General features: G+C 67.5%; 25 protein-coding genes and 1 pseudogene. 7 read left to right on the top strand and 19 right to left on the bottom strand.

The window, feature by feature from the left end:
• Positions 1-15: 15 nt before the first annotated feature.
• The 5 genes from ACGFIF_RS17025 to ACGFIF_RS17005 are packed head-to-tail and all read right to left on the bottom strand — an operon-like array spanning position 16 to position 5,006.
• Complete coding sequence (locus tag ACGFIF_RS17025) at positions 16-810, bottom strand: sugar phosphate isomerase/epimerase family protein (protein WP_393155403.1); 795 nt, start codon at positions 808-810, stop codon at positions 16-18.
• Positions 807-1,859, bottom strand: a complete 1,053-nt coding sequence (locus ACGFIF_RS17020; protein ID WP_393155401.1) for a zinc-binding dehydrogenase — start codon at positions 1,857-1,859, stop codon at positions 807-809. Before ACGFIF_RS17020 ends, ACGFIF_RS17025 begins: the two co-directional genes overlap by 4 nt.
• 33 nt (positions 1,860-1,892) lie before the next feature.
• The gene (locus ACGFIF_RS17015; RefSeq protein ID WP_393155400.1) at positions 1,893-2,783 is read right to left on the bottom strand and encodes a carbohydrate ABC transporter permease; all 891 of its coding nucleotides are present in this window, start codon (positions 2,781-2,783) and stop codon (positions 1,893-1,895) included.
• Positions 2,783-3,700: a carbohydrate ABC transporter permease gene (locus tag ACGFIF_RS17010; protein WP_393155398.1), complete on the bottom strand. Its 918-nt coding sequence runs from the start codon at positions 3,698-3,700 to the stop codon at positions 2,783-2,785. The genes ACGFIF_RS17015 and ACGFIF_RS17010 overlap by 1 nt, the downstream gene beginning before the upstream one ends.
• Before the next feature lies 1 nt (position 3,701).
• Complete coding sequence (locus ACGFIF_RS17005) at positions 3,702-5,006, bottom strand: ABC transporter substrate-binding protein (protein WP_393155397.1); 1,305 nt, start codon at positions 5,004-5,006, stop codon at positions 3,702-3,704.
• 143 nt (positions 5,007-5,149) lie between these two features.
• On the opposite strand from ACGFIF_RS17005, the gene ACGFIF_RS17000 reads away from it, so the two are divergent.
• Positions 5,150-6,235 carry a LacI family DNA-binding transcriptional regulator gene (locus tag ACGFIF_RS17000; protein ID WP_393155395.1) on the top strand — a complete coding sequence of 362 codons (1,086 nt, stop codon included), beginning with the start codon at positions 5,150-5,152 and terminating at the stop codon, positions 6,233-6,235.
• A 118-nt stretch (positions 6,236-6,353) separates the two neighbouring features.
• Here the strand turns inward: ACGFIF_RS17000 and ACGFIF_RS16995 are convergent, their stop codons facing one another.
• Positions 6,354-6,926 carry an NADPH-dependent F420 reductase gene (locus ACGFIF_RS16995; RefSeq protein WP_393155393.1) on the bottom strand — a complete coding sequence of 191 codons (573 nt, stop codon included), beginning with the start codon at positions 6,924-6,926 and terminating at the stop codon, positions 6,354-6,356.
• 97 nt (positions 6,927-7,023) lie between these two features.
• Here ACGFIF_RS16995 and ACGFIF_RS16990 point away from each other — a divergent pair, with 97 nt between their 5' ends.
• Entirely contained in the window at positions 7,024-7,527 is a 504-nt protein-coding gene (locus tag ACGFIF_RS16990) for a MarR family winged helix-turn-helix transcriptional regulator (protein ID WP_393155391.1), read from the top strand.
• A 26-nt stretch (positions 7,528-7,553) separates the two neighbouring features.
• On the opposite strand, the gene ACGFIF_RS16985 is transcribed toward ACGFIF_RS16990, so the two are convergent.
• Both ACGFIF_RS16985 and ACGFIF_RS16980 read right to left on the bottom strand, forming a co-directional pair.
• On the bottom strand, positions 7,554-7,679 hold the full coding sequence (locus tag ACGFIF_RS16985) for a hypothetical protein (protein WP_393155389.1): 126 nt from the start codon (positions 7,677-7,679) through the stop codon (positions 7,554-7,556).
• A 102-nt stretch (positions 7,680-7,781) separates the two neighbouring features.
• A complete protein-coding gene (locus ACGFIF_RS16980) occupies positions 7,782-7,943 on the bottom strand; it encodes a hypothetical protein (RefSeq protein WP_393155388.1) in 162 nt (53 codons plus the stop codon).
• A gap of 94 nt (positions 7,944-8,037) precedes the next feature.
• Between ACGFIF_RS16980 and ACGFIF_RS16975 the strand changes: the two genes are divergently transcribed.
• A complete protein-coding gene (locus tag ACGFIF_RS16975) occupies positions 8,038-8,616 on the top strand; it encodes a TetR/AcrR family transcriptional regulator (RefSeq protein WP_393155386.1) in 579 nt (192 codons plus the stop codon).
• A gap of 6 nt (positions 8,617-8,622) precedes the next feature.
• Here the strand turns inward: ACGFIF_RS16975 and ACGFIF_RS16970 are convergent, their stop codons facing one another.
• The 4 genes and pseudogenes from ACGFIF_RS16970 to ACGFIF_RS16955 form a co-directional block, all read right to left on the bottom strand.
• Positions 8,623-10,461 (bottom strand): FAD-dependent oxidoreductase, encoded by a 1,839-nt coding sequence (locus tag ACGFIF_RS16970; protein WP_393155384.1) that lies wholly within the window; start codon positions 10,459-10,461, stop codon positions 8,623-8,625.
• A 333-nt stretch (positions 10,462-10,794) separates the two neighbouring features.
• Complete coding sequence (locus tag ACGFIF_RS16965) at positions 10,795-11,877, bottom strand: WD40 repeat domain-containing protein (RefSeq protein ID WP_393155484.1); 1,083 nt, start codon at positions 11,875-11,877, stop codon at positions 10,795-10,797.
• Between the two features lie 36 nt (positions 11,878-11,913).
• A pseudogene (locus tag ACGFIF_RS16960) lies at positions 11,914-12,015 on the bottom strand (hypothetical protein); the annotation flags it as partial.
• Positions 11,999-13,159: a BTAD domain-containing putative transcriptional regulator gene (locus ACGFIF_RS16955; RefSeq protein WP_393155382.1), complete on the bottom strand. Its 1,161-nt coding sequence runs from the start codon at positions 13,157-13,159 to the stop codon at positions 11,999-12,001. The pseudogene ACGFIF_RS16960 and the gene ACGFIF_RS16955, both read right to left, overlap by 17 nt.
• Positions 13,160-13,245: 86 nt before the next feature.
• On the opposite strand from ACGFIF_RS16955, the gene ACGFIF_RS16950 reads away from it, so the two are divergent.
• The 3 genes from ACGFIF_RS16950 (at position 13,246) to ACGFIF_RS16940 (ending at position 16,618) form a co-directional block, all read left to right on the top strand.
• A complete protein-coding gene (locus ACGFIF_RS16950) occupies positions 13,246-13,590 on the top strand; it encodes a hypothetical protein (protein WP_393155380.1) in 345 nt (114 codons plus the stop codon).
• Positions 13,591-13,910: 320 nt separating this feature from the next.
• Positions 13,911-16,214 carry a CehA/McbA family metallohydrolase gene (locus tag ACGFIF_RS16945; RefSeq protein WP_393155378.1) on the top strand — a complete coding sequence of 768 codons (2,304 nt, stop codon included), beginning with the start codon at positions 13,911-13,913 and terminating at the stop codon, positions 16,212-16,214.
• Positions 16,214-16,618 (top strand): hypothetical protein, encoded by a 405-nt coding sequence (locus ACGFIF_RS16940; RefSeq protein ID WP_393155376.1) that lies wholly within the window; start codon positions 16,214-16,216, stop codon positions 16,616-16,618. The genes ACGFIF_RS16945 and ACGFIF_RS16940 overlap by 1 nt, the downstream gene beginning before the upstream one ends.
• Before the next feature lie 214 nt (positions 16,619-16,832).
• On the opposite strand, the gene ACGFIF_RS16935 is transcribed toward ACGFIF_RS16940, so the two are convergent.
• Positions 16,833-17,642 (bottom strand): GNAT family N-acetyltransferase, encoded by an 810-nt coding sequence (locus ACGFIF_RS16935; protein ID WP_393155374.1) that lies wholly within the window; start codon positions 17,640-17,642, stop codon positions 16,833-16,835.
• Positions 17,643-17,761: 119 nt separating this feature from the next.
• Between ACGFIF_RS16935 and ACGFIF_RS16930 the strand changes: the two genes are divergently transcribed.
• Positions 17,762-18,838 (top strand): hypothetical protein, encoded by a 1,077-nt coding sequence (locus tag ACGFIF_RS16930; protein WP_393155373.1) that lies wholly within the window; start codon positions 17,762-17,764, stop codon positions 18,836-18,838.
• A gap of 48 nt (positions 18,839-18,886) precedes the next feature.
• On the opposite strand, the gene ACGFIF_RS16925 is transcribed toward ACGFIF_RS16930, so the two are convergent.
• From ACGFIF_RS16925 to ACGFIF_RS16900, 6 genes are read right to left on the bottom strand one after another with little or no spacing between them, the layout of a single operon-like run.
• Positions 18,887-20,410 (bottom strand): ATP-binding cassette domain-containing protein, encoded by a 1,524-nt coding sequence (locus ACGFIF_RS16925; RefSeq protein ID WP_393155371.1) that lies wholly within the window; start codon positions 20,408-20,410, stop codon positions 18,887-18,889.
• The gene (locus ACGFIF_RS16920) at positions 20,407-22,104 is read right to left on the bottom strand and encodes an ATP-binding cassette domain-containing protein (protein ID WP_393155369.1); all 1,698 of its coding nucleotides are present in this window, start codon (positions 22,102-22,104) and stop codon (positions 20,407-20,409) included. The genes ACGFIF_RS16925 and ACGFIF_RS16920 overlap by 4 nt, the downstream gene beginning before the upstream one ends.
• Positions 22,094-22,327: a hypothetical protein gene (locus ACGFIF_RS16915; RefSeq protein WP_393155367.1), complete on the bottom strand. Its 234-nt coding sequence runs from the start codon at positions 22,325-22,327 to the stop codon at positions 22,094-22,096. The genes ACGFIF_RS16920 and ACGFIF_RS16915 overlap by 11 nt, the downstream gene beginning before the upstream one ends.
• Positions 22,324-23,334 carry a cytochrome d ubiquinol oxidase subunit II gene (locus ACGFIF_RS16910; RefSeq protein WP_393155365.1) on the bottom strand — a complete coding sequence of 337 codons (1,011 nt, stop codon included), beginning with the start codon at positions 23,332-23,334 and terminating at the stop codon, positions 22,324-22,326. The genes ACGFIF_RS16915 and ACGFIF_RS16910 overlap by 4 nt, the downstream gene beginning before the upstream one ends.
• Complete coding sequence (locus ACGFIF_RS16905) at positions 23,334-24,710, bottom strand: cytochrome ubiquinol oxidase subunit I (RefSeq protein ID WP_393155363.1); 1,377 nt, start codon at positions 24,708-24,710, stop codon at positions 23,334-23,336. The genes ACGFIF_RS16910 and ACGFIF_RS16905 overlap by 1 nt, the downstream gene beginning before the upstream one ends.
• 13 nt (positions 24,711-24,723) lie before the next feature.
• Positions 24,724-26,193 (bottom strand): MFS transporter, encoded by a 1,470-nt coding sequence (locus tag ACGFIF_RS16900; protein ID WP_393155362.1) that lies wholly within the window; start codon positions 26,191-26,193, stop codon positions 24,724-24,726.
• Positions 26,194-26,235: the final 42 nt, after the last annotated feature.

Here is a 26,235-nt window from a genome sequence, read left to right as displayed (position 1 = left end):
CGGCCACGCGGCCGGTCAGCGCGACAGCAGCTTGGCCACCTTGGGCAGGATCTGGTCGACCGGGCCGCTCAGACCGCATTCCATTGCCAGCCAGCCGTCATAGCCGATCGCGTCCAGTGCCTCCAAGGTCTCGACCCAGTCGTAGTGACCGGCACCGGGCTCCAGCCGGTTGCTGTCCCCCAGCTGGACGTGGCCGATCAAGGTACCGGCCCGCCTGATCGACTCGCCGATCCGGGCTTCCTCGATTGACATGTGAAAGGTATCCGCAGTGATCATGACTCCGGGAGATCCGACCTCCTCGACCACCGAGACCGCATCAGCCAACTGGTTGATCACGAAGTCTTCGAACCGATTCAGCGGTTCCAGGTAGACCTTCGCACCCACGGACTCGGCGTGCTCGCCCACCTCACGGAGAGCCTCGACCAAAGCCGCCCGGGAGTCGGCGACCGAACGGGGCGGTTCGAACGGTGGCAACCGTCGGGAGAACAGGCCGAAGGCGTGCGGCGAGACGATGCCGGTGCCGCCCGCTGCCGCGATCGTGCTCAAGTGGATCTTGAGCTGCTCGATGGCGTCGCGGCGACGACCGGCGTCGAAGTCGCCGATGAAGTGGTCCATGTGCACGACCGCGGTCGGCATCTGTACGCCGGCGTCGCGGGCCCGTCGCAGTTCGTCGACCCGCGATCCGAAGATCCCGTCACCGCGGGCGGACAGTTCGATCCCGTCGAAGCCCACCGTCTGAACGAAGGCGAACTTCTCCTCCAAGGTCTCGCCGGGCAGAGTCAGCTCCGCGGCCGCCAGTCGGAAGCTCATGCGGTGACCTCCTCGTCGAAGCTGAGCACGACCTGCAGAGCCTCTTCGGGACGCTCGTCGAGCATCCGGAAGGCGTCCGCGGCCTGAACCATCGGCACGGTGTGGGTGATCAGGTCGGTCACGTTCAGCCGCTTCTCCGACGCGAGCTGGATCGCTGTCCTCGCCAGTCGCTCGTAGTTCCACCGATGCTGCACAGCCGGCGCGACGCCTGAGATCTGCGAGCAGATCAGCGCCACCCGGTTGTGGTGGAACTCCTCTCCCAGCCGCAGGCCGGCGCCGTCGCCTTGCATGAACCCGGCGACGCAGACCCGCGAGCTGTACGCGACCGACCGAACCGCCTCGTGCAGGGCGCGATAGTTGCCCGACACCTCGAGGCACACATCGGCACCGCGGCCGTCGGTGAGATCGCGGATCCGTTCCGCCACCCCACCGTCAGCAGGGTCGAGCGCATGGTCGGCACCGAGGTCCAGCGCCAGTTGACGGCGGGCCGGAAGATTGTCGACGGCGATCACGCGGCCGCCGTTCAGCCGCGCCAGCTGTGCGGCCAACTGCCCGGGTACGCCGAGGCCGAAGACGGCAACCGTCTCGCCGACGTGGATGTCCGCGTCCAGCACGAGGTTCAGCGCGATCCCACCGATCTGGCTGAAGATGCCGATCCGTGGATCGACGGTGGCGTCCAGGATCCGCTGCGCGGCCCAACTCGCCTTCTTGACGGTGTGACTGCGATGTCCCCACGTACCCCAGACCACATCTCCCACCTCGACGCCCTCAGCCTCGGCACCGAGCGAGACGACCTCGCCGACCTCCTCGTATCCCCAACCGTCGACGGGATAGCTGATCGAGGTGTCACCGTCGACGAAGAGCCGGGAGTCGTCGTCCCATCGCTTGTTCAGGTAGGGGTTGCTACCGCGGTACGCCGTCAGTTCGGTGCCCGCGGAGATACCGGAGTACCGCGTGCGGATCAGGACCTCGTCCGGTTGCGGGGTGCGCTCGGTGTCGGGCACGACCTCCGCGACGCGAGGTGAGCTGAATCTGACCAGGGATGGCATAGGTCTCCTTGGAAGAGTGCGGAGTGGTGTGCGTCAGCCCTTGACGGCGCCGGACATGAAGCCCTGCGTGACCTGCCGTTGCAGGACGACGAAGATCACGATCACCGGGACGATGGTGATCAAGGTGCCGGCGGCCAGCGGCCCGATGTCCATCGACCGGCCGCCGGTGAAGTTGTAGAGACCGGCGGTGAGTGGCCGGTACTTTCCGCTCGGCAGGTAGAGCAACGGGACCAGGAAGTTGTTCCAGTTGCTCAGGAACGTGAAGACGGCCAGGGCAGCGGCGCCCGAGCTCACCATCGGCACCATCACCTGCGCGAAGATGCGGCTCTCGGAGGCGCCGTCGATCCGCGCGGCCTGTTCCAGTTCGTCGGGGAGATCGGAGAAGAACGCCCGCATGAAGAACGTCCCGAACGACAGGTTGGTCGAGATCAGTACCAGGTTGGCCCCGACCAGGCTGTCCAGCAGTCCCATCGACCGGAGCTGGAAGTACAGCGGAATCATGTAGGTGAAGAACGGCACCAGCAGGCCCAGTACGACAAGGTAGAAGACGAACGTCCGTCCCGGGAAAGGCAACCGAGCGAACGCATAGCCGGCCATCGTCGAGATCACGATCACCACGACCGTGCTGGGCACCGACAGCAGGACACTGTCCAGCAGGTAGCTGCTGAACCGGCCTACTGTCCAGGCCGAGCGCAGGTTCTCCAGTGAGAACGACGAGAACAGTCCGAACGGGTCACTCCGGACGTCCTGAGGTGTCTTGACCGCCGTGGAGATGATCAGCAGCACCGGGAACAGTGTCACCGCTGCCATCATCACCAGCACCAGGTGGCGGACGGCAAGTCCAGCAGAACGGCGTACCGCAGGGCGGCGGGTTTCCACCTCGGTCCGGGTGCGGCTCGAGACGGCGACAGGCAACTCGACCATCAAGCCCCCAGCCCTTGCAGGGAGAGCCGTCGCTGGAGACGGTTCAGCATGATCGTGAACGGCACCGCCAGGACCGTGATCAGCAGCGCCAGCACGGTGCCGTAACTGATCCTGTTGAGCTCGAAAGCGCTCGAGTAGGCGTACGTCCCGAGCACTTCGGTGGCGTCCGCCGGTCCCCCGCCGGTCATGATGAAGATGATGTCGAACACGCTGAACCCGCCGACCAGGGTGAGGGTCAGCACCATCAGGAAGACCGGCATGATCTGTGGCAGCAGGATGTGCCACAACCGCTGGCCGGCGTTCGCTCCGTCGATCCGGGCGGCGTCGACCAGTTCCACGTCCACGTTGCGGAGCGCGGACAGGATGATCATGGTGACGAAGCCGCAGGTCGCCCAGATCGCGGTGGCGAGTACGGCGAAGATCGCGGTCTTGGGATCCCCGAGCCAGCCGCGGCTCACGCCGTCGAGACCGACCGCCCCGAGCACTCGGTTGATCCAGCCGTTGACGGGATCGTAGATCCAGCCCCAGACGATGCCGATCGCCACTCCGGGGAGCATGAAGGGCAGGAAGAACAGCAGTCGGTAGACCGCTCCCCCGCCACGGCCGGACCAGATCAGGACGGCGACGAGCAGCCCGATGATCATCGGCGAGGCCGTGCCGATCGCGATCCAGATCGCGTTGTTGCCCAATGCGTGCCAGGTCGCGGAGTCGGTGAACATCTCGGTGAAGTTCTGCAGTCCGACGAACGGTGGGGTCGGATCGAGGCCGTCGAAGTCGACCACCGCGTAGTACAGCGCGTTGACCATCGGGAAGACGAAGAACACCGCGGTGACCAGCGCCACCGGGAGCGCGAGCAGGATGCCGAGCCGCGCCTGGGCCCTGCGGGTGACCGCAGGGACGTTGCTGACGGCACCCATCCTATTTGGCCGACTTCTCGTAGGCGGCCTGGAGCTGCGCCGCGACCCGCGCCGCATCGGCCTGGCCGCTCAAGATGCCCTGGATCCCCTTCCACATCGCGTTGTTGAAGACATCGGTGGTCAGGACGTCGATGTTGTACCCGAAGTCACCGGTGCCGTCGGCGATCTTGGCCGAGTCGTCCAGCACCTGCTTGAACAAGGGCGACGCCTTCATCCCGTTGGTGTCGATCGGGTACGCCGGGATGTCCTGCAGCTTCTCCGCCGCCCAGCGGCCGTGTTCGGCGGTGAGCAGGTAGTCCAGGAACTTGATCGACGCGTCGGCCTTGGTGGTCGAGGCGGACACGAAGGTGCCCGATCCGAGACCGCCGCTGAAGATGCCCGCGCCGTCCTTGGCCGGGAACGGAATGAAGCCGACGTCGAACTTGGCGTTCCGCTCGATGTCCAGGGCCAGCCAGCTGCCGGTCGGGTTCATCGCAGCCTTGCCGGAGTAGAACAGCGCGTTCGCGTTGTCGTAGCTGACCGCGGTCGGTGACGGGGTCAGCAGTTTCTTGTCGTTCCAGTCCTTCCAGACCGCCAGCGAGTCCACGACCGGCTGAGTGTTCCACGACGTACGGCCGTTCAGCAGGTCGTCCATGCCGTTCGACCCGACGGCGCTCGACAACGACATGCTCAGCAGGTGGCCGCCCTGCCAGCCTTCCTTGTCGCTGACGGCGAACGGGACGACGTTGTTCTGCTTCAGCTTCTCGGCCGCGGCGGTCAGCTCGGGGAGGTTCTTCGGCTCGGCGATGCCGTACTTCGCGAACAACGTCTTGTTGTAGAAGATGCCGACCTCCTCGATCTGGCTCGGCACTCCAACGATCTTGCCGTCGAAGGTGACGCGCTTCTTCGCGAAGTCGTAGATCGGCCACTTGTGCTCGTCGTACGCAGCGGTCAGGTCGTACACCAGTCCGGCCTTGGCCAGCGCGCCGGCGAATCCCGGTCCGGTGTCGTAGCCGAAGACGTCCGGGCCCTGCCCCGACCGCAACTGGGTCTGCAGGACGGTCCGGACGTTCTCGCTCGGGATGACGTCGAGCTTCACCGTGATGCCCTGATTCTTCGATTCGAACGTCTTCAGGTCGGACTTGATCAGCTCGAGATCCGCCGGATCCTCCGGCTGGCCGATCATGTACCGGATCTCCTGCTGCTCACTGGTGTCCTGCTGGACGTCCCCGGAGCCGGCGCCCGGGGCGCCGCCTGTGCACGCCGCGGTGGCGAGCAGCGTCCCGGCGGACAGGACGACCGAGGCAACGAACGCGATCTTCTTCACGAGCCACTCCCGTAGTCGGTGGCACTGCGTCGACAAAACTTCTAACGTTAGAACTTCTAACGTTAGAAGTTGATGCTGACCGTGGCTCACCGGCTCTGTCAAGATGTCGTTCTGAGGTCTTTGAAGTCGTCGGAGGGAGAACGATGGACGACGTGCGTGCCGGCAAGGACGTCGACGCCGGCGCGAACGGCAGGCCGGCTCGGCCTGCCCGGCTGAAGGATGTCGCCGAACTGGCCGGGGTGTCGTTGAAGACCGTGACCAATGTCGTCCACGAGCGACGCCACGTGAAAGCCGAGACCCGGGCCCGGGTCAAGGCCGCGATCGCCGAGCTGGGCTACACCCCATCACTGGTCGGGCGGCAGCTGCAGAGCGGCCGCAGCAACATCGTCGCGCTCGCCGTGCCGCGGATCGACGAGCCGTACCTGGGCGCGTTGGCGCACGCCTTGATCATGGCGGGAGAGCGGCGCGGGTACGCCGTCTTCACCGACGAGACCGGGCGCAGCGACGACCACGAACTCCGTGCCGCCGCCGGATATCCCGGCAACAGCATCGACGGAGTGATCTACAGTCCGCTGGCCGTGGACCCGCGGCGACTGGCGGAGATGAGCCGGTTCACCCCGATGGTCCTGCTCGGTGAGCATCTCAGTGAGGGCGCGGCGGACTACGTCGCGATCGACAACGAGCAATCCGCCCGGGACGTCGTACAGCACCTGGCCGACGGCGGACGGCGACGGATCGCGTACGTCGGTGGCAATCCATCGCGGCCGTCGAGTGTCGGCCAGCTCCGCCTCCAAGGCTTCCGGGCCGCCGTGAAGGAACTTGGCTTCGAGAGCCAAGACGACTGGCTGCTCCGATGCGACCGGTACAGCCGGGAGACGGGCGCGGCGATGGCGGAGCAGTTGCTGCCCCGGATCGGCGAGGTCGACGCTGTGGTCTGCGCCAGCGACCTGCTCGCCATCGGCGCCATCCGGACCTTCATCGAGCACCAGGTCCGGGTCCCCGACGACGTGGCGGTGATCGGCTGGGACAACATCGTCGACGGCCGCTATCTCTCGCCCAGTCTGAGCAGCGTCGCCACGGATCTGGACCTCCTGGCGGACCGGACGTTCGAGGCCCTGATCAGCAGAATCCAGGGCAATCGAGATCCAGCCCGCGTCTACACCGTCCCCCACGAACTCGTCATCCGCGAGTCAAGCGGGCCAACGACCACGGCAGCCGAGTCCACCTAGGCTCCGACAAAGCAGGTGGTGGGGTGATGGATGTCCAAACGCATTCAGCCCACCCCACGGTGGTGGGGTGGGCTGAACGTGCGGTTGGCTCGGCCGCGTCGGCGCGATGCGTTGGGGGTCAGACGAGGGCGAAACCGCCGGTCCAGGAGATCTTCTCGCCGACCGCGAGGGTGAGCTGGAGGAAGCCGAGCGCCTCGAGTTCACGAGCACGGCTGAGGGGCCCGGCATCGACTGCGCGCAGGCCGCCCGCGGACACGACACCGGACAGCAATGCCTTCGCGTCGGCGTCGTCGCCGGCGATAGACACCGTCGTCGGAATGTCGCCGACCGCACCAGAGGCCAGGGTCGCGGCGAAGGTGGTGTTGAACGCCTTGAGAACCCGCGACTGGGGCAGTGCCGCCGCGATCTCGGCGGCCGCGGAACTGTCCGCGGGGACGACGAGCGAGTCGAAGGTCTCGAAGTTCAGCGGGTTCGTGATGTCGACGACGATCTTGCCGGCGAGCTGGTCACCGCGCTCGGCGATGACCTGCGCCACGGCCGGGTACGGCACGGCCAGGACGACGATCTCACCCGTGATCCGCCGATCCTTGTCCGCGGAGCCGAACAGCTCGACGGTGTTGCCGCCCTTGGAGACGACGCTCGCGATCGCCTGACCCATGTTTCCGGTGCCGATGATGCTGACGTGTGCCATGCCTACTCCTTGATAACCGTTGATTGGTTGTCGCTACAACTATTACTGTAGCACCAAATAGTTGTAGAGACAACCAATCGCTGCAAGAATGGTCGTCATGACGACACGATGGCTCGACGAGACACAGCTGAGTGCCTGGGTGCGGCTGGCCGCCGTACTCGAACTCCTGCCCGGAGCTCTCGACGCGCAACTGCGGCGGGACGCCGGGCTGACGCACTTCGAGTACTACGTCCTGGCGATGCTGTCAGAGGCTCCGGAGCACACCCTGCGGATGACATCGCTGGCGCTGCAGACGAATGCCACTCTCCCCCGGCTGTCCCACGTCGTCAGGAAACTCGAGGACCGAGACCTCGTCGAGCGCTTTCCGTGCCCGGAGGATGCCCGTGCCACCAACGCGCGACTGACTCCGGAAGGCTGGGACAAGGTGCGCGAAAGTGCCCCGGGTCACGTCGCCGCAGTCAGACAGCACGTCATCGACGTCCTGACGCCCAAGCAGATCACCCAGCTCAACGCGATCGCCGACTCGATCCTGAGCACCCTGGATCCCGATGGCGAGATGGCCGGCCTGTACCGGCGCTACGACGCCTCCCCCGACCGCTGACGCCGTACGGCGGTCCCTGTGCTCGGTCAGCTGGTTGGTGCGGGTAGCGGCGGCCAGGTCTCGGCGACTGCTTCACCGCGTACGACGGCCGCGTCGTGGCTGGCGCGGGCGCGGTCGACAAGGCTCATCAGGTCCTGTTCGCTCCGGGCCATCAGCCGGTACTGCGGGCCGAGGCGGATGATCTGATCGCGCTCGTCGAGCAGGCGTCGGTAGATCCGTTCACGCTCGGCGGGGTCGGCGGTGTACTCGGCCCATCAGTGACCGACCCTGTACTTGGTCCGCCGCGCGCCGGACGCCTTCTTCTTCCTGGCAGTACCACGCTGCTCCATCCGGTAGGCCCACCCGAGGCCACCGAAACAGATCAAGGGCGTTGCCACCCCGATCAGGGCCAGCATCCACGCGTCGATCGTGCTCATCACTCCTCCTCATCCGCGCCGAGAGCGCTACGATTCATCGCTACAGATGGTGTAGCGTAATTGAATATGCATCTATTCCGAAGGGATCGAAGCCATGCCCACTACCAAGGACGGCCGCGGCCGGCCGCGGCTCGAGTCGGTCGACCAGCGCATCGGCGCCGCGGCCCTCGAGCTGCTGCGCACCAAGGGCCCGGCCGCGGTGAACATCGATTCGGTCGCGGCCCGATCCGGCGTCGCTCGTACCACCATCTACCGCCGGTACCGCGGCCGGGACGAGCTGATGAAGGCGACGGTCGACCAGCTCGTCGATCCGCCACCTCTCGCACCTGATCTCCCGGTCGGCGAGAAGCTGCGCTGGGTGCTCGACGGGATCAGCGACGTGCTGGAGAACGGACTCGGCCGCGGTGCCACCGCCGCCGTGATCGCCGACAGCGACCCCGACTTCACCTCGGCGCTCCGCGCACGACTGGCCGCCCGATTGAACGCAGTCACCGATCTGATGAACATCGACGTGCGGGCCGGCGTACTCGACGCGAGCGTGGACCCCGACACACTGGCCGGCCTGCTGGTCGGTGCGTACCTCGCAGAGGTGCTCAGATTCGGATCGCCACGCGACGGATGGACCGATCGCGCGATCGAACTCCTGACGCCCGCGGTGACACCGCACCGATGAGGTTGCTCAGGCGGTCTCCTGTCGCCGCGCTGCTTCCCGGCCCGCCAGGTAGCCGAACACCAGCCCCAGCGAGATCGTCCCTCCGGCACCTCCGTAGAACCCCTTCGTGGGTGCGCCTCCCGCGTTGCCGGCGGCGTACAGACCCGGAATGACCTTGCCCTCGGTGTTCAGCGCGCGCCCTAGTGCGTCGGTCTTCGGACCACCCACGGTGCCGAGGGCGCTGGCCTCGACCTTGAGCGCGTAGTACGGCGCGGTGGCGACCGGCCCCAGCACGCTCGACTTCGGGCTCTTCAGCACGGGCCGGATGATCCTCGCCAGGGGCCCGACGACGATGGAACGTACGCGTTCGGGATCGTTCTTCTTCGCGACCCGTCCCGCGAGCTTGCTCACGACCGGTCCGATCGCCGCGGCAATGCCCATCCGGGCCTTTGCGGTGGCAGCGGGGAACCGCGCGTCGGGCGAGTTCTTGCCCAGCCAGGGAGAGAACGCGCCGAAGTAGCGGTCGAACATCGTGTTCCCGCGGTTGAACTGCGGGTCGCGAGCGCGTGCGGCCTCGGGGTTGAACCGATCGACCGTGCGGAGCAACCCCACCTCGTCGACCCCGATGTTGGCTGCCAGCTCCGACAGGGTGTCGGCGCGGTGGAGGTAGTCGGGTACCTCTCCGCCCGGCGTGATGCCGAAGATCCCGAACTTCGTCCAGTAGGTCTGATCGAAGATCAGCCAGGCCGTGGCGTTCGGCATGGTGCCCGTCTCCGGGTCTGTCTCTCGCATGATCTTCCCGAGCTGGTCATACGGGAGGGCCTCGTTCGCGAAGCGCTCACCCTTGCTGTTCACCATGATGCTGTGCGGCAGCGCACGCTCCCCCAGGAACACCCGACTGAGCGGGCGGCCCTCCAGTTCCTCACCGGGCAACTGCACCCCGGGCATCCACCAAGCGTCCTCCACACCGGTCAGATCAGCGCCTACCTCCTGCGCCAACTGCACCGCGATGCCGTCATGGCCCTTGGGGGAAACCTGCAAGCCGAACGGCGCGCCGAGATAGGTGGTCGTGACTTCGGGCGAGCTTTCGAACCCGCCGCTGGCCAGCACGACCCCCTTGGTGGCACGCACCGTGTGCTCGACGCCATCGGCCCGGACCACAACGCCGTGCACTCCCGGCTCATCCGTGACGAGCCGGACCGCGGGCGCCTCGACGCGTACGTCGACACCGTTGCGCAGGCCGGCCTCGAGCAGGGCTCCGACCAGTGCCGGGCCGGCAAGCCAGACGTCATCGATGCCGATCCCACCCAGCAACCAGAATGGGAGCGGATTCTTGGCCATGCCGGTGGTCAGGGCCGGTCGCACGAACTTGGCGGCCTCGCCCAGTCCCTCGGGCGAGTAGGGGCCGGGAAAGAGGGCCCGGCCAACCGACGCGCCGTCGATGTCGGACCGGTAGTCCGGCCAGATCGTCGGGATCCACCCGAAGGAGGTGTGCTCTTCGATGAACCGGGCGACATGCGGCCCCGTCTGCAGGAACTGCTCCACCAGGTCGTGGTCGAGAATCTTGTCCCGACCCTCGCCGTAGATGTACCGCCGGGCCCGATCCAGGTCGTCACTCACCTTCAGGTCCTTGGTCGAGAAGCCGTGGCTGGGGATCCAAGCCGCACCCGCAGAGATCCCGGTGGCGCCACCGACGATCTCCCGGGACTCCACGACGAGGACCCGCGCACCCTCCTTCGCAGCGGTGAGTGCCGCCATCAGCCCCGCCCCACCGGAGCCGACGATGACCACGTCCACCTCGTCCGGGATGCCGCGCTGTGCCACGCTCCCGATCGAGCCACGATGCTGAACCGAACTGCCAACCATGATGTCCTCCTACGATCCTTTCGATCTGCCCTCCCGGTTGAGAAGGGCCCGAATGCCTTCCCTCAGGGCAGCATCGCTCCGAGGCTTTTCCGATACAACTGCTGTAGCGTAAATAGGCGGACATCTATTCCCGGCAGGCTGAACCCCCGCCCCACAGCACACCGGAGGGCAACCGCCCAGGAACCATCGGGTGCATCGCGAGGCAGACGAGTTCTTTCGGCATCTCCGCTTCGGCGACCCCCGTCGCCGACACCCCGGTCGGGCACGAGAACCAGAGGCAGCACCGGTGCCCGACGTCGGGGCAGTCGGGAGGACGGCTACCGGCTTGGCGCGCTATGGGAATTGCGGACAGACCTTCCGGAACGGCTGAGTGGGCAGGAACTTCGACCATTCCTCGGTGGTCAGGTTCCGGCCGGCCATCTGGCAGGCGAGCTCGACTGCACGGTTCTGGTTGGTGTCCCACTTGAAGATCTGGCCGTCGTACGAGGCGATCATGACGTCGTTGGTGCCTTCGAAGAAGTTCACCGCCGCGACGACCGGCTCGCCGGCAACGATCGCATGCACGGTGCCGAGCAGTTGGAGGGTCTTGGCGTCCCACAGGCTGACCCCGCCGTCGAGCGCACCGGTGACCAGCCGGGAACCGTCGTCGGAGTAGCGCACGTGAAGGCCCTCGGTGCCTAACCCGGTCGAGCTTGATTTCGGCGTCCTGGTCGCCAGTTCGATCGTGACGAGTTCGCCGCTCTGACCGGTGATCGCGACTGTGCGGCCGTCGGGCGAGAAGTCCGCGTCCCGTGCGCGGAAATCCACGTCTCCTTCGGTACGGACCTGCCCTGTGGTCACATCGGCGACCCGCCAGTGTTCTGACGCGCCGTTCGCCGTCTGCTGGAAGAGCAGTGCCGAACGACCGTCCTGGGAGACGGCAAGGCAGCAGCCCGCCGGCAGGTCGTAGGGCCCTCCGCTGCGGCGCAATGTCTCGGCGTCGATCAGGGTGAGCGTGCCGGCGGAGTCACCGGCGACGAGGCTTGTGTCCCTGTTGATGTATGCCAGCGAGTAGATCTCGTCCGCAATGATGCCCTGCTCTCTGATGATCCTGCCCGTGGTGGTGTCGAGTTCACTCACTGCGCCGCCTTTGCACACGGCTTGGCAACCCGCAAAGCTCGCGTAGCGCCGGCCGTCGGCACTCCACGCGCCAGGCGACTCTTCGCCTTCGTAAACCGGGAGGCGCTGCGGGCGGGTCGATGCACCAGTGGCTGTGTCGACGAATCGGATCCACCCTTCTTCTCCAACGAGCCACCGATAAGCCACCCGTCGGCCATCGGGCGACAGGTCGGCGTGCGCGAAAGCCCGACCCGCGCCTGCCGTCCCGGTTCTCCGCAGCAGAGTGTTCTGGCCAGTCAGGTCCCAGGTGCGCAGCATCCCGTCGTCACCGCCGGTGTAGAGGAGGTGGCCGTCCGGGCTGAAGGAGGCAGTCCATGATTGTTCGAAGGTCTTCCAGCGCTCGACAGGCTTCCAGGTCGTGGCGTCCCACAGGATTGCCTCACCGTCGTGCGACACCGACGCGAACAGCCGTCCGTCGGTGGAGAAGCGAACTCCCCGTGGTTGCTCGACGTGCCCCCGAAGCCGGGTGACTTCCCGCCCGGTCCGCGCGTCGAGCACGGACATCGTGTTGTTCTGGTCGAAGTCGTGGAACTCCCCCACCAGCAGTTTCCCGTCCGGACGTAGATCGAAAATCGAGAAACTCTGTATGTTCGGTTGCCGCCAGACCGGCTCGCCCGCCGCCGTGTCGTACGCCGTCACCGGCCAGCCCGTGTACATCGTGCGCCCGTCCGGCCGTCCCAGTGCCGGGCATCGCCTCAGCGAGCGCGGCAACCGGGTGCACCCCCGGCGTCATCACCACTACCTGCTTGCCGTTCCGGCGCAACGCGGCCGCGACGCCGGCCCGGATCAGCGACGACTTGCCACACCCCGACGGGCCCACCACCGCCAGCACCGAGGCGTCGGCAAGCTTGTGCAGGCACGCCGCGATGTCGGTGTCCCGGCCGAAGAACCCGTCCGCCCGCAACGGCGCCTCGACCACCAGCGCCTGTGCCTTCGCCAACACCCGGTCATGCTGACCGGACCGCAGGGCGGACTCGACGTACAGCTCCTCGGCCGTGTGCCGCAGTTCGGTCAGCCGCGCCGCTTCGCTTCGCGCCGGATCCCACCCGTCCAGCTCCGCCAGCGGCCGGCCCCGCCACAACGTCAACGCATCGGCCAGCACCAGCGCAGCCCGCTCGGGGTCGTCAGCTGCCAGCAACTCGCGAGCACGGATGACGGCGCGCTCGAAACGCCGGGCGTCGATCTCTTCGACCGCGACAGCCAACCGGTAACCCAGCGCTGAGGTCTCGATCGCGTGGCTGCCGAGGAGCTTGCGGAGCCTGACCACGCAGCCCTGGACGATCTTTGCTGCCGACGGAGGTACCTGCTCGCCCCACAAGACGTCGGCCAGTGCCTCCGCGCTGACCACCTCTCCGGGGTGCACGGCCAGAGCTGCGAGCACGACGCGATCACGTCGTCCGAGAACCTTCTGTTCCCCCTCGATCGTGAGCGGGCCGAGAACGGCGATACCCACATCTCGACTGTCGACCCGACCGTACCGGCGGTCAATGGCCGCGATACCGCCGCGATACCGGTCCTTGCCGCCGCGATACCGCGCCATGCGACAACCAGATCACCGACCGTCAGGCGCACCCGGATCCACCGACAGAGGCGAGTCCCGCCGGACGCGAGGCAAAGGGAGAAGTCATGTCCACCCACGTCACCACCTCACGGACCGGCACTTGGAAGCACCGGAGCACCGTCGCGAAAGCACTGTCTGGCCTGACGGTCTGCACCGGCGCCGCCTGCCTGGCTGTGCTCGGGGCGGCCACGCCGGCCAACGCCGGTGTACCGCCGGAACCCACCTGGTCGGTCCCGGAGCCGCTCCCCGGACCACCGGAACCGAGCATCCCAGTGCAACCATCAGGCGGACTCGACGCCAACTCGGTCGCGCTCGGCGCACTCGGCGGCATCGCCCTCGGAGGTGCCGGACTCGGCATCACCCTCGGCGTGCAACGCCGCCGCGACCATTCGGCACTGCACTCCACCTGACGCTGTACACAGTAGAAACCGAGCAGCGTCCGCCGACGCCGGCCGCCATGACAGCCCGGCGGACGCTCAATTGTCGGACCACGTGGACGCCAGACCGCGGCGACCTGCTCCGACGAGTTGTCCTTCGACGCTGTGTCGCGAATCGCCCGGAAGTACGACTCCCAGGTCGGCTCGGCATCTTCGGGTTCGTAGGCACGCATCGTCCCACTCACAGGTGAGCACAGGCGGCAGTGGTGCTGATGACCTGATGTACTGGTTCGGATGTCGCGGTCCTGAATTGCCCGGAATGCTTCCCAGCAGCACGTCCTTCAGGAGGTCAGATGTCCGAACCCGCCGCACAGCCACTGCTCGCCTCGGCGACCCGCGCCGTCCGGACGCTGGAGGATCTCGGCGATCCCTTGCCGGCCGACGTGACCGCCCGGCTGTCCACGGTGGGCGGATCGACGAGTGACGCGGAGCGGTCTCGCGAGGTCGAGCAGTTGCTCCGGCCGTTCGTGCTGATCGACGCGCGGATCGACGAGCAGGGGTTGACGATGTGCACACCCGGCGCGGCGCCGCCGCGGCTGGTCCAGCACGGCTGGCGTAGCTTCCTGGTCCGGGTCGCGAACCCGCACCGGATCGAGGCGGAACTGTTCGCAATGAACAAGGGCGTGTACGGCGTCATCGACCACGTCAGCCACGCCGCGCGGATCGCGCTGCACGATTCGCTGACCAGCGTTCCGCGGATCAAGACGGCCTGGCTGGAGGCGAAGATCGCGGCATCCGGTGTCCTGTCCGGACTCGAGGTGGAATACAAGGTCATCAGCCTGTACAGCCGAGACAGCGGCGCCCTGCCAGGTGGGTTGATGCTCGGCGTCGCAGACCGACACAACCATCACAGCCTGAGCCGGTCACCCGAGGGCGTCGCCGGCTTCCGGACGTCCTTCGAGGACCGGGACCACTCCGCGTCGTTCGAATTCGAGTGCGCGCCGGCCCGCGACATCCAGTTCGACGTCCGCGAGCCTGACGGAAGTAGCTGCATGGCTGCGATCACGGTCCGCGACGCGCAAGGACGCTCGTACCCGTCGAAGGGCATGCGGCTGGCTCCCGACATGTTCTTCCACGAACACGTGTACCGCGCGACCGGCGAAGTGATCCGGCTACCCGATGGCCCGTACGAAATCTCCGCAGCGCGCGGCCCGGAGTACCGGCCCGTCCGGTTCGAGGCCACCGTCGACTCCGGCACCACGACGATCCCGATCCCACTCGACCGATGGATCGACCCCGCGAGCCACGGCTACTACTCGGGCGACCCCCACATCCACGCCGGCGGGTGCTCGCACTACAGCGTCCCGACCGAAGGCGTGACCCCGGAGACGATGATCAGGCACGTCCGCGGTGAGGGACTGTGGCTGGGCAGTGTGCTCGCGTGGGCACCGTGCTATTACCACCAGAAGCAGTTCTTCAGTGGCAAGTCGATCAGTCCCCCGGCCGAGCTCGAATACCCCGACATGCAAGAAGCACAGGGCATGACGTGGGTCCCGCGGCCCACCGATCGCGACGGCGAGAGTCTGTTGCGGTACGACGTCGAGGTGTCCGGCTTCCCGTCCAGCCACTCCGGTCACGTGATCCTGCTCGGGCTCACCGACCAGGACTATCCCGGCACCAGCATCATCGAGGACTGGCCGTCGTGGAACCTGCCGATCATGCGCTGGGGACACGCCCAGAACGCGCTGGTCGGCTACGCACACTGCGGCATCGGCCTGGCGGTCGGCACCGACGAACTCCCCAACTACCTCATCCCGTCCTTCCAAGGCATCGGCTCCAACGAGATCATCGTCGACGTACCCCTCGGAGCCGCCGACTTCCAGTGCGGCACCCAGTTCGCCCCCGCCGCCGAGCTCAACATCTGGTACCACCTCCTCAACGTCGGTTATCGCACCCTGATGCTCGGCGAGACCGACTATCCCTGTATCTACGACGAGGGCCCGGGCGTCGGACGCACGTACGTACGACTGGCCCAACCACCGCAAGGCGCACAGGCGCTGGAGGCGTGGATCACCGGCCTGCGAGAAGGTACGTCGTACTTCGGTGACGGCCGCAGTCACGTCTTCGACCTGGCCGTCGACAGCAACCTCAGCCGCGAACACACCGCGGCCACACCCGGCCCGGTCCGGGTCAGCGCGACAGTCGCGGCCTGGCTGCCCGAGCAACCGCCCCCGCCTTCGACAGGCCGCCCGGTCTACAGCGCCCCCATGGGCTGGCACCTGGAACGAGCGCGGATCGCCGGGACCCGCAGTGTCCTGGTCGAGGTGCTGGTGAACGGCATCGTGGCGGCAACGCAAGAGCTACCGGCCGACGGCAATGAGCACGAGGTCGCCTTCGACGTGACACTGCAGAACTCGTCCTGGATAGCGATGCGGATCCTGCGCAGCGTGCACACCCAGCCGATCTTTGTCGAGATCGCCGGCCAACCGATCCGAGCCTCCCGGCGCAGCGCCCAGTGGTTACACGACTCCGTCGACGCCCTCTGGAAGGCCAAGTCCGGCTTCATCCGAGACACCGAACGCGCAGCCGCCCGCGAGGCGTACGACGCCGCCCAAGCCATCTACGTCACCCGGCGAGACGAATGCGAGGCCGACTGATGAACCAGACACACCACGCAGTCGCGTGCGGCTGCTCCGGCCCCGTCGAGACCAACGCACCGATCGCGGTCACCATCAACCCCGAGGCCCGAGTCAACGCCGCCCGAACCACCGCCCCCATCGGCAAACTGACCCCGGCCGAGTGGCACATCATCGACGTCACCTTGATCAACGAAGGCTTCGTCACCGGCCCGCTGGCCATCGAGACCGAACCGATCCCCGGCGTCGAACTCGACCTACCACCACACGAACTCACCGGCCAACACCGCCAAGACCTCGCCTTCCGAATCCACTTCGACGCCCCCACCGTCGTCGACATACCCCTGACCTTCCGCGCACTTGCCGCCCTCGGCGGACTCGCCACCCACAGCACCATCCACCTCCTCCTCCGCGCCGACCGGTAGCCCATCGAGCCCCGCCCGCCGCCACTCCACCGAGGATCGATGTCAAGGCGGTCAGGGTGGCTTCGTACCAGCACGAGGTTCGGGTCATCGCTGATAGACCGACAGTTCGTAGACGATCGGGGCGTTGCCGGTGCCGGTCAGGTAGCGGAGGCGGGCCGAAGCCTCCGGTCCCGCACCGTGAGAGTAGCCGGCGAACGGACAGGGCCCAGAAGGCTCAGAAGTCGATGCGCATGACGGCGCGGCGGTTGCCCGGGCGGCTCACCTCGGCGAAGCCGGCATCGGCGAACATCGCGAGAGTGCCGACGGATCCGCCGTCGACGAAGTCCGGGTAACCCTCGACGGCGCGGGCGCCGCGTTCACGCGCGAATCCGACGGCGGCGCGGGCGAGTGCGCGGCCGACGCCTCGGCGCCGGTAGCCGACGCGGGTGACGAAGCAGGTCAGGGCCCAGACGGTGGTGTCGGCCTTGTCCTCGTTGCGGCCCAGCCAGGGGACGCGGTAGTCGCGGAGCAGCCTCGGGTGGTCCGCCCGCGGCGCGACGGCGCACCAGCCGACGGGCTCGCCGTCGAGGTACGCGACCAGGCCGCTCGTCGCCCGTGCCGTTCGGTTGCCACAGGCGGTCTGGTCGCGGAGCCGGGCGGCGAGCTCTTCGGGACCCTCGGACGCCCATGACTCCTTGGGCAGCATCCGAAATCGCCGGCACCAGCACCGTGCGGTGTCGCCGGTCGTGCCGAAGACCGCCCGCAAGTCCTCCCAAGCCGCCTGGTTGGCCGGCCGGATCGTGAGTTGATCGGCGGTGACCGGCTCCCGCGAGCCGGTCGGGCGGCGAACGGGCACTCGCTTGGCCGAGGGTCGCTTCTGTTTGTGGGGCAGCGCGTCGAACGTGAGCCGAACGTCCACCGCGTCGCCTGCATCGAGTCCTTCGGGCTTGCGCACGGCGTCCTTCAACGGAAGCAGGTAGCCACCGTCCTTCGGCCACAGCGACGTCTTCCACTCGATGACCTCGCCGACGAACTCCTGATCCATGGCCAGATGCTAGGCGCCCTCGCGGCCGGTAACGCCGGTCGTGTCCCGGTGGTGAGTAACAAACCCCGCACCTCGCGGCATCTAGCTGAACAAGGAGCGCAGACAAGAAGGGCACTGAGATGTTGCATGTTCACAACCGAGGCATTCGGCGAGTACTGGCGGCGCTCCTCACAGCGCCACTGCTGGGGCTGTTGCTCGCAGCGATGCCGTCCGCTCAGGCGGCACCGGATCCGAACCTGACCATCACCGACGTCAGCCTGAACCGCACCGCGGTCGCGGTCTCCGGGCTCAACACCGTGCCGATAGGGGTCAGGGTCAAGGGCGGCTACAAGTCCGCCGACCCGCTGAACGCGAACATCCCCCTGGTGGCTCATCTGCAGCGGACAAGCGGAACCGGGAAGCTCACGTACCTGGTCTCGGCCGATCTGCCGCGGGTGTCAGGAACCACGCAGAACGGCGAGTGGGCCGGAGTCGTGAACGTTCCCTCGACTGCCAACGGCACCTTCAAGGTCATCGGAGTGACGACGGGGCCGTTCAGCATGACCGTCTACGGGACGGAGATCGAGCCGACGCCGTTCGACGGACCGGCGCTGGCCGTCACCGGCTACCACCAGCCGAAGATCACCGCGTCGGTGACCCCGCGGCTCGTGCCGTTCGGATCCGGCTACTCGATCACCTGGGCCGTCACCGACTCGGCGACCGGAAAGCCCTACACGAACCGGTTCGCGGTGATGCTCGGTGTCGACAGCCAGTGCGTCGAGTCCCTCACCGGCGAATTCCTCCGCACCAGTACGAGCGGGACCGTCACCAAGGCCTATCCGGCGTCGGCCGCGGAAGCCGTCAACTGCCTGCGGATCCCCGGCAAACCGTTGGACATCGGCGGTCTGGGAATCGCCGTCGCCCGGCCCGGGATCGTCTCGGCGGCACCGTCGAAGACCAGCGCCCCGGTCGGGACGATCGTCCCGGTCAACGGCAACGTGCTCGGCTCACCGGCGGCCTGCAAGGTCACTCTGCAACGCCTGTACGGCGCGTCCCAGTGGCGTGGTGTCAGCACCGCCGCGATCCGGCAGAGCGGGCGGTTCACCGTGTCCGCCCAACCGGCGTACAAGGGTTTGATCCCGTATCGCGTCTACTTCCCGACCTGCTACAACTTCCACTCGGGCGTCAGCAAGGTCTTCTACATCCGCGGCCTCTGATCCAGCCCGCAGAGTCGGCCTCGACCTCAGCGCTGCCCCCCTGGGCCCTCACTCGACGGACACCGTGGTCCAGTGGGGGCCGAGGGATTGCGTGTCGACCGCCGGTTCGTGCATCGCGACGACCAGGACGGCCCGAGGCAGCCGGCGCCGTACCGCGGGCAGGACTTGTCGGGCGGTGGCGGTGTCCAGGCCGGTCGTCGGCTCGTCGATGAGCAGGACATCGGGTTGGGTGGCGAGGGCGCGGGCGAGGTGGAGTCGGCGCTGTTCGCCGCCGGACAGGTTGCGCCCGCCGACGCCGATGGTGGTTTGCGGCTCCACTCCGGCGCGGTGCAAAGCCATCGCGGTTAGCAGATCCGTGACATCGGCGTCGGATGCGGTGGGGTTGGCCAGACGGAGGTTGTCGGCGACCGTCCCGGTGAACAGATAGTCGTCGGCCAGTACGGCGGTGACGACGGCCGGACCGGGTTGTCGCCGCAGCGCTGTGGCGATGGCGGTGACGAGTGTGGTCTTGCCGCTGCCGGACGGGCCGGTGATGACAAGGGTTTCGCCGGCGGAGACGGCGAATGCGATCTCGCGTGCATCCCGCGTGGGCGTCTCGGGCAGCAGGTATCCGGAGACTGCGAGGCGGCGACCGTCGTACGTCGCCCGGAAGGTTGGGGCAACCTCTGGCCGGCGAGTCTCGTCCTCGCCGACCGGCGCGAGGTGGGCCTCGGCCTGGCGGGACTGGACCCACACGCTCGCGGCCGTGACCAGACGCTCGGCGTTGGCCATGACACCGGCGGTGAGCAGACCGACGAAGACCACCGTCGCGATCGTGGCGCCGGACCGCGCGGTGAGCAGCACGGTGAGCAGCAGCGCGGTAGCCGTCACTGCACGCGTGCCGCCCAGAGCGTGCGCGGTCGTCGCCGCGTGGCGGTTTCGCCTGCTCTCGAAGGCGGCCAGCCGTTGCAGAGTGCGGTGCGCCAGCTGGTCTGTGGCGCCCAGTGACGCCATCTCGGGCCATGCCTCGACCGCGGTCACCAGTTCGGTCCGCAGCAGCCCACGGGTGCGGGTCGTGTCATCCATCCGCCGCGCGGAAGCCACGGCGAGCACGGCACAGGCGATCACGGCTGCGGCCAAGGTCAGCGCCGCGAGCGGATAGCCGGCGAAGACGATCGCGACGCAGCCTCCCACGGTCATCACGGCGGCGACGACCACGGGCGCAGTGGCCTGCATGAGCGCCATGCCGGTGGTGTCTGCGTCGGCCATCACCCGGTCCAGCGACTGACCGGACCAAGCAGTGCCTTCGGACCGCGCGGCTTGGTCGTACACGGCGAGCCTGGCCGCGCTGATCCGGCGTTGCGCCGCGGCGTGCAGGACGACCCGGTTGGCATACCCGGTCGCGATCCTGCCCAGCGCGAAGGCGCGGACCCCGCCGCTCGGCGCGAGGTAGGAGAACGCGCTGTAAGCGCTGGCTCCGGCCACGGCTGAAGCGGCGATGAACCATCCGGAGAGTCCGAGAAGCCCGACAGAGCAAGCCTCCGCAAGAACGGCCAGTAGCAGCCCGAGTGATGCGAGTGTCCTCGCTTTCATACCCGCGTCTCCTCCCGGACGGTGTGGATCGTCCCATCGCTCAGACCGAACAGGAGGTCGGCGGAGCGGGCGAGGGCCGTCGAGTGCGTCGCCACGATGACCGTGCGGCCCCGGGTAGCGTTGCGTAGGGCAACGATGAGCTGAGCCTCCGTGTCCGCGTCAAGGTGCGCGGTCGGCTCGTCCAGGACCCATAGACCCGCCTCGCTGAGGAACGCGCGGGCGATCGCGATGCGGCGCGCCTCGCCGGTCGACAGACCCCAGCCGCCCTCCCCGAGCGGCGTGTCCAGTCTCAGCGGAAGTCGTGCGACGACCTCGGCCAGCCCGGCCGCGGCGACCGCCCGCTCGAGGTCCGCCCGGCCGGCGTCCGGTCGTCCGATCCGGATGTTGTCGCCGATCGATCCCGGAAGCAGCACCGTCTGCTGACCGATCCAGGCACAGCCGCCAAGCCACGGTGCCGACGCACCGGTCGGGGTCAGCCACTGGACGGTCCCGTGACTGGGCGCGCGTACGCCGGCGATCAGCGACAGCAAGGTGGTCTTGCCGGCGCCCGACGGTCCGGCCACGGCCGTCCACGATCCCGCCTGGCCGGTCAGGTTCAGTCCGCGCAGCGTCGGCTCGTCGGCCGTGGGAAAGCGGAGAGAGACGTTGTCCAGGACAACAGTTACGGGTTCGCCGGCGGGCGATACACGTTCGGCATTCGATGAAGGCTCGGCCAGGAAACCACTGATCGCCGGTACCGCAGACAGTGCCCGCTCCCTGCTGTGGAAGGAGGCGGCCATGGCGCGCAGCGGCTGGAAATACATCGGGCAGACCAGCAGAGCGAGCAAGCCACGGAACAGCGTCATGCCGGGCGCGGCGCCCATCCGCACGTAGCCGAGCAGTGAGAGACCGATGTACGTCGCGTTCGCCGCGATCGAGAAGGTGATGACGACGTCCATCACCGCTCCGGAGAGCGACGCCCGCCGGATGACCGCGATGGTGGTGGCGTTCAGATCGGCGGCCGCACGGGCAAGCTCGGAACGGCGACGTTCCAGCGCCGAGATGTTCCGCAGTGTTTGCAGGCCGCGGAAGCTGTCGAGGACGACGGCGGCGAGCCTTGCACCGGCCGCCGCCTGGGCGTCGGCGCCTTCCTTGGCGAACAGGCCCGCGAGCCGCAGGTTCAGTGGGATGAGCAAGCTGGCCAGCAGCAGGATCACGGCGGCCGGCCACTGGAGCATCGCGGTGACACTGAGGATCAGTGCCATCGACACGGGAGCAGACAGTCGCTGGGGAGTGCTCTGCGCATGGAAGTCGGCGATGTCGTCGGTCAACTCCACCGTTGCGAGTGCAGCCGTCGCGGGATCCGGCTCTCCATCCCGCTGCCCGGCCGGTAGCAGCCCGGCCACCAAGCGCCGCCGAAGGGCGTGAGCGATTCGTTGGCGGCCGACTGCCTGGAATCGCGCCGTACTCCAGGTAGCTCCCGCCGCCAGGAGACCACCGCCGAACAGGACGCCCAATCCCAGCCAGCTCGGCCGATCGCCGGCCAGAACATCGCCCGCGACCAATGCCAAACCAGTCCACTGGACGATGGTGAACGCCGTCTCCAGCGCCTGGCAGCCGGCGGCACTGAGCAGCCACCGACGGCCCGGCGTCGCGGCGGCGCCGAGCCACTCGCGGGCTTCCACAGTTGCCGTCCCGGCCTGGTCAGTCGTCATCGTGAATCCGGTGTTCGTCGACAATCCAGGCGATCCCGCCGGTGAGGGCGATGAGGAGCATGCCCAGCGTGCTCAGCAACTGGCCGTGATGCTTGGGATAGCCGGAGAACATTCCCTGGCAGACGCAGTAGAGCAACCAGGCGACGACGATTCCGACAACAGTCAGCACCGTCCGGGTGAGCAATCGGCGCACTGGGTGTGCGACCTGGGTTCGAGCGCTCATCGGGCGCCTCCTGTGGTTCCGTTGGAGAGATGGTTGGCCGGTGCCTTGCCTCGGAAGGCGTGGTGGGCGAACCAGTTGTAGAAGAGGATCAGTGGCACGTTGAGCCCGATCCCGACCGCGAGGAACGCCAGTGTGCCGGGCGGAGCCGAGGTGTTGGCGAGCGTCAGGTCCGGCGAGGCCAGCACCGGATAGCGAGCCAGCACCAAGGCAATGACGAGGGCCACGACGACGGTGACCAGGCCCGCGAGCGGGAGGCCGTCGTACGGCGAGGTCGGGCGCAAGGTCGTCACACTCATCACCACGCCGGCCACGGCGAACAGTAGGACCCCGGCGAAGGCGATGACCCGCGCCGGACCGTGCAGGCTCAGCGGCGTGGCGGTCGCACCCACGGCGATCAGGCACCCGACAGCCAGCAACGACGCCAAGACTGCGCTGACCACGCCGCGGCTGCCCGCTCGGGCACGGAGTTGTCCGGTCGCCTTCCACTTCGTGTAGGCGTACCCCAGTGCCAGATAGCCACAGGCGACGGTCACAGCGGACAGCGCCGAGAACCAGCTGATCGCGCCGAACGGCGAACCGGAGAATGCCCCCTGCACCACGGTCAGGTGCGCAGTAAGGGTCGCAACGGCCACGCCCTGAGCAAGCGCCGCGATCAGCGAGGCGACGCCGAACGCTCGTTCCCAGCGAGGCGCGGGATGAGCCTGTGACGCCATCTCGACACTGACCCCGCGAACGATCAGCGCGAACAACATGACGATCACCGGCAGGTAGGCGTGCGGGAGGATCGTGCCGAAGGCTGCCGGGAAGCCGGCCCACAGGCTGACCCCGAGCAGGACCAGCCAGGTCTCGTTACCGTCCCAGGCCTGAGCGACCTGTTCGAGCAGCTCGTGTCGATGGTTGGCGTCCGGTTCGGCCAAGGAGGCGATGCCGATACCCAGGTCGTAGCCGTCCAGTACGACGTACATCAGCAGACACAGCAGGATGAGCAGGAACCAGATCGTGGTCATCAGTTCGCCCTTCCCCCGGCCAGACTCGCCGTTGGTACCGAGTCGAGGGCCGGGTGTCGTTCGTCGGGGGCGACCTGGTCGGGGCCGATCCGCACGGTGTGCACGATGTAGGCGATGTACGCGACCAGCATCACGACGTACAGCAACGAGAAGCCCAGCACGGAGAACACGAGCTCGCCGGGCGCCAGGTGCGAGACCGCGTCCGCGGTGCGCAACTGACCGAACACGACCCACGGCTGACGACCCGTCTCAGCGGTGGCCCAGCCGCCCAGGATCGCGAGGATGCCCACAGGTGTCGTCCAGAGCAGGAACCGGTGGAAGCGTCTCGAGGTCCACAGTTTTCGGCGGAAGCGCAGGATCGTCGCGGTGAAGACGGTGCCGAACATCAGCAGCGCGGCCAGGAACATGACCCGGAAACCCCAGAAGACCGCGGCCATGTCCGGCCGATCGGCCTTGGGCGTCAGGTCCAGACCGGGGATCGCCGTCTTGCAGGTGAGGTCCCGGTTGATCGCGCTGCCCAGGCACGGGATGTTCAGCTCCACCAGATTGCGCTCGGCCTGCTGATCGGGGATCGCGAAGAGGACGAAGCCGGTGTTGCCCTCTGTCCAGTTGCCTTCCAGGGCCTCGAGCTTGGACAGCTGATGCGGTAGTACCGCGCCGGCGGTGTGGTCACCGACGAAGATCTGGACCGGGACCAGCATCGCCGCGATCCCCAGAGCGATGGACACGGACCGGCGGGCGAACGGCAACGCCCGGCCCTTCACCAGGTAGTACGCGCCGATGCCGGCCACGAAGAAGGCGGCGGAGATCAGGACGGCGAGCACCATGTGCGGCCACCGCCAGACGAACGACGGGTTGAAGATCGTGTCCACCCAGTCGGTCGGCTCGAACCGCCCGTCGCGGACGACGAACCCGGCCGGCGTCTGCATCCAGGAATTGGCGGCGATGATCCAGGTCGAGGACAGAATCGTGCCGAGAGCAACCATCACTGTCGAGGCGAACATCGTGCCGTGCCGGACCCGGCCATCGCCGTACAGCAGGACACCGATGAACCCGGCCTCGACGAAGAACGCCGTGACGACCTCCATCCCGATGATCGGGCCGATGATCGGACCGGTCTTGGCCGCGTAGACGCCCCAGTTCAGCCCCATCTCGAAGGTGATGACGATGCCGGCCACGACACCGATCGCGAATCCGACCGCGAAGACGCGCCGCCAGAACCGGAACATCTGCAGATAGACCGCCTTGCGAGTCCTCCAGTACATCCCGTAGAGGACGCTCAGCAGGATCGACAGCCCGACCGTGATGGCCGGGAACGTCATGTGGAACATCACGGTGATGACGAACTGCCACCGCGACAGATCGAGCAGACTCATGTCGACTCTCCGGTCAGGCGTCGAGTACGGGCGCGTCCGCGGCCGCCGTGGTGAACCGCGGCAGGGCGGCGGCGCCGATGGCGAGCAGGGCGATGATGACCATCTGCACGGATTCGACGGTGGCGAAGGCGTGCGGGGTGTTGTGCTCGGCACGGGCGAGGTAGAGCGTGCCGAGGGTGGCCACGCCGAGAGCGAGGCCGCTCTGCTGGAGGGTGATCAGTACGCCGCTGCCGACTCCGCCGAGATGAGTCGGTACGTCGGCCAGCACACTGCGGAACAGGCCGGCGAACAGCATCGACCCACCGGCTCCGGACAACGCGAGCGGGACGGCCATGTCCCACAGGTGGACGTGCGGCCAGCGATCGACCACGACGGCGATCAGTGTGGCGAGACCGACGAACTGGATGACCGCGCCGGCCGACAGCGCCGCCCGCCCGAAGCGGCCGATCAACCGGGGCGCGAACAGCGAACCGAGAAAGAACATCACCGCCATCGGCAGGATCGCCAGGCCGCCATGGAGTGCGTCTTGGTGGAGGCCGTCCTGGACGGTCAGGGCGAAGACGAACATGAACGCGCCGAAGCCGATGCTGAACGCGAACACCATCACCAGGCCGCGCGACATCGAGGGCAGCTTGAGCAGCGACGGTGGTAGCAGCGGGATCTGACCACGCTGCTCGGCGCGCCGCTCCACCACGATGGTGATGGCGCCCATCACGACCGCGAGGCCGATCATCGCCCACGTCCACCACGGCCATCCCAGCGAGTGGCCTTCGGTGAGCGGGATCAGCAGGGCGGTCAGCGTCGCGGCGAACAACACGGTCCCGGGCAGGTCAATGCCGACCGGGTGGTCCGAGCGCGTGTTGGGCACGATGCGGACGGCGACCAGGAGTACGACCAGGCCGATCGGCACGTTGACCAGGAAGATCGGCCGCCAGGACATCCCGGCGATGTCCGCGCTGACCAGCAGTCCGCCGACGAGTTGCCCGACCACGGCCGCGATACCGGACGTTGCGCCGTACAGGGCGAGGGCTCGGGCCTTTCGTTCGTGCTCGAGCGTGTGATGGAAGGTCGCAAGCACCTGCGGGACCAGCAACGCAGCGGTCGCGCCCTGCACGATGCGGGCAGCGATCAGTACGCCGACGGTCGGCGCGAAGCCACACACCGCCGAGGCCACGATGAATCCGACGAGTGCGCCGAGAAAGATCCGGTGCCGGCCGAAGCGGTCGCCGAGCCGGCCGCCGAGGACGAGCAGGGCGGCGTACGCGACGCCGTACCCGGCGATGATCAGCTCGAGTTCGGAGGCCGAGGCGTGCAGGGATGCGTCGATGCTCGGCAACGCGACGTTGGTGATGAAGAAATCCATGATCGGCAGGAACGCGCCCGCGAGCAGGAAGAACACACCCGCCGGGTGCAGCCCACCGGAGAGCGCAACCGCGCGCGGCGAGGGACGCCCGGCCTGCCGCGCGGAGAGAGTGACGGCCATTGCTTCTCCAATTAACTATGAGGTGATAACTATCTGACCAGA

This window comes from Kribbella sp. NPDC049174 (assembly GCF_043197365.1).
Taxonomy (GTDB): Bacteria; Actinomycetota; Actinomycetes; order Propionibacteriales; family Kribbellaceae; genus Kribbella.
This window is presented reverse-complemented; position numbering and strand designations above follow the sequence as displayed.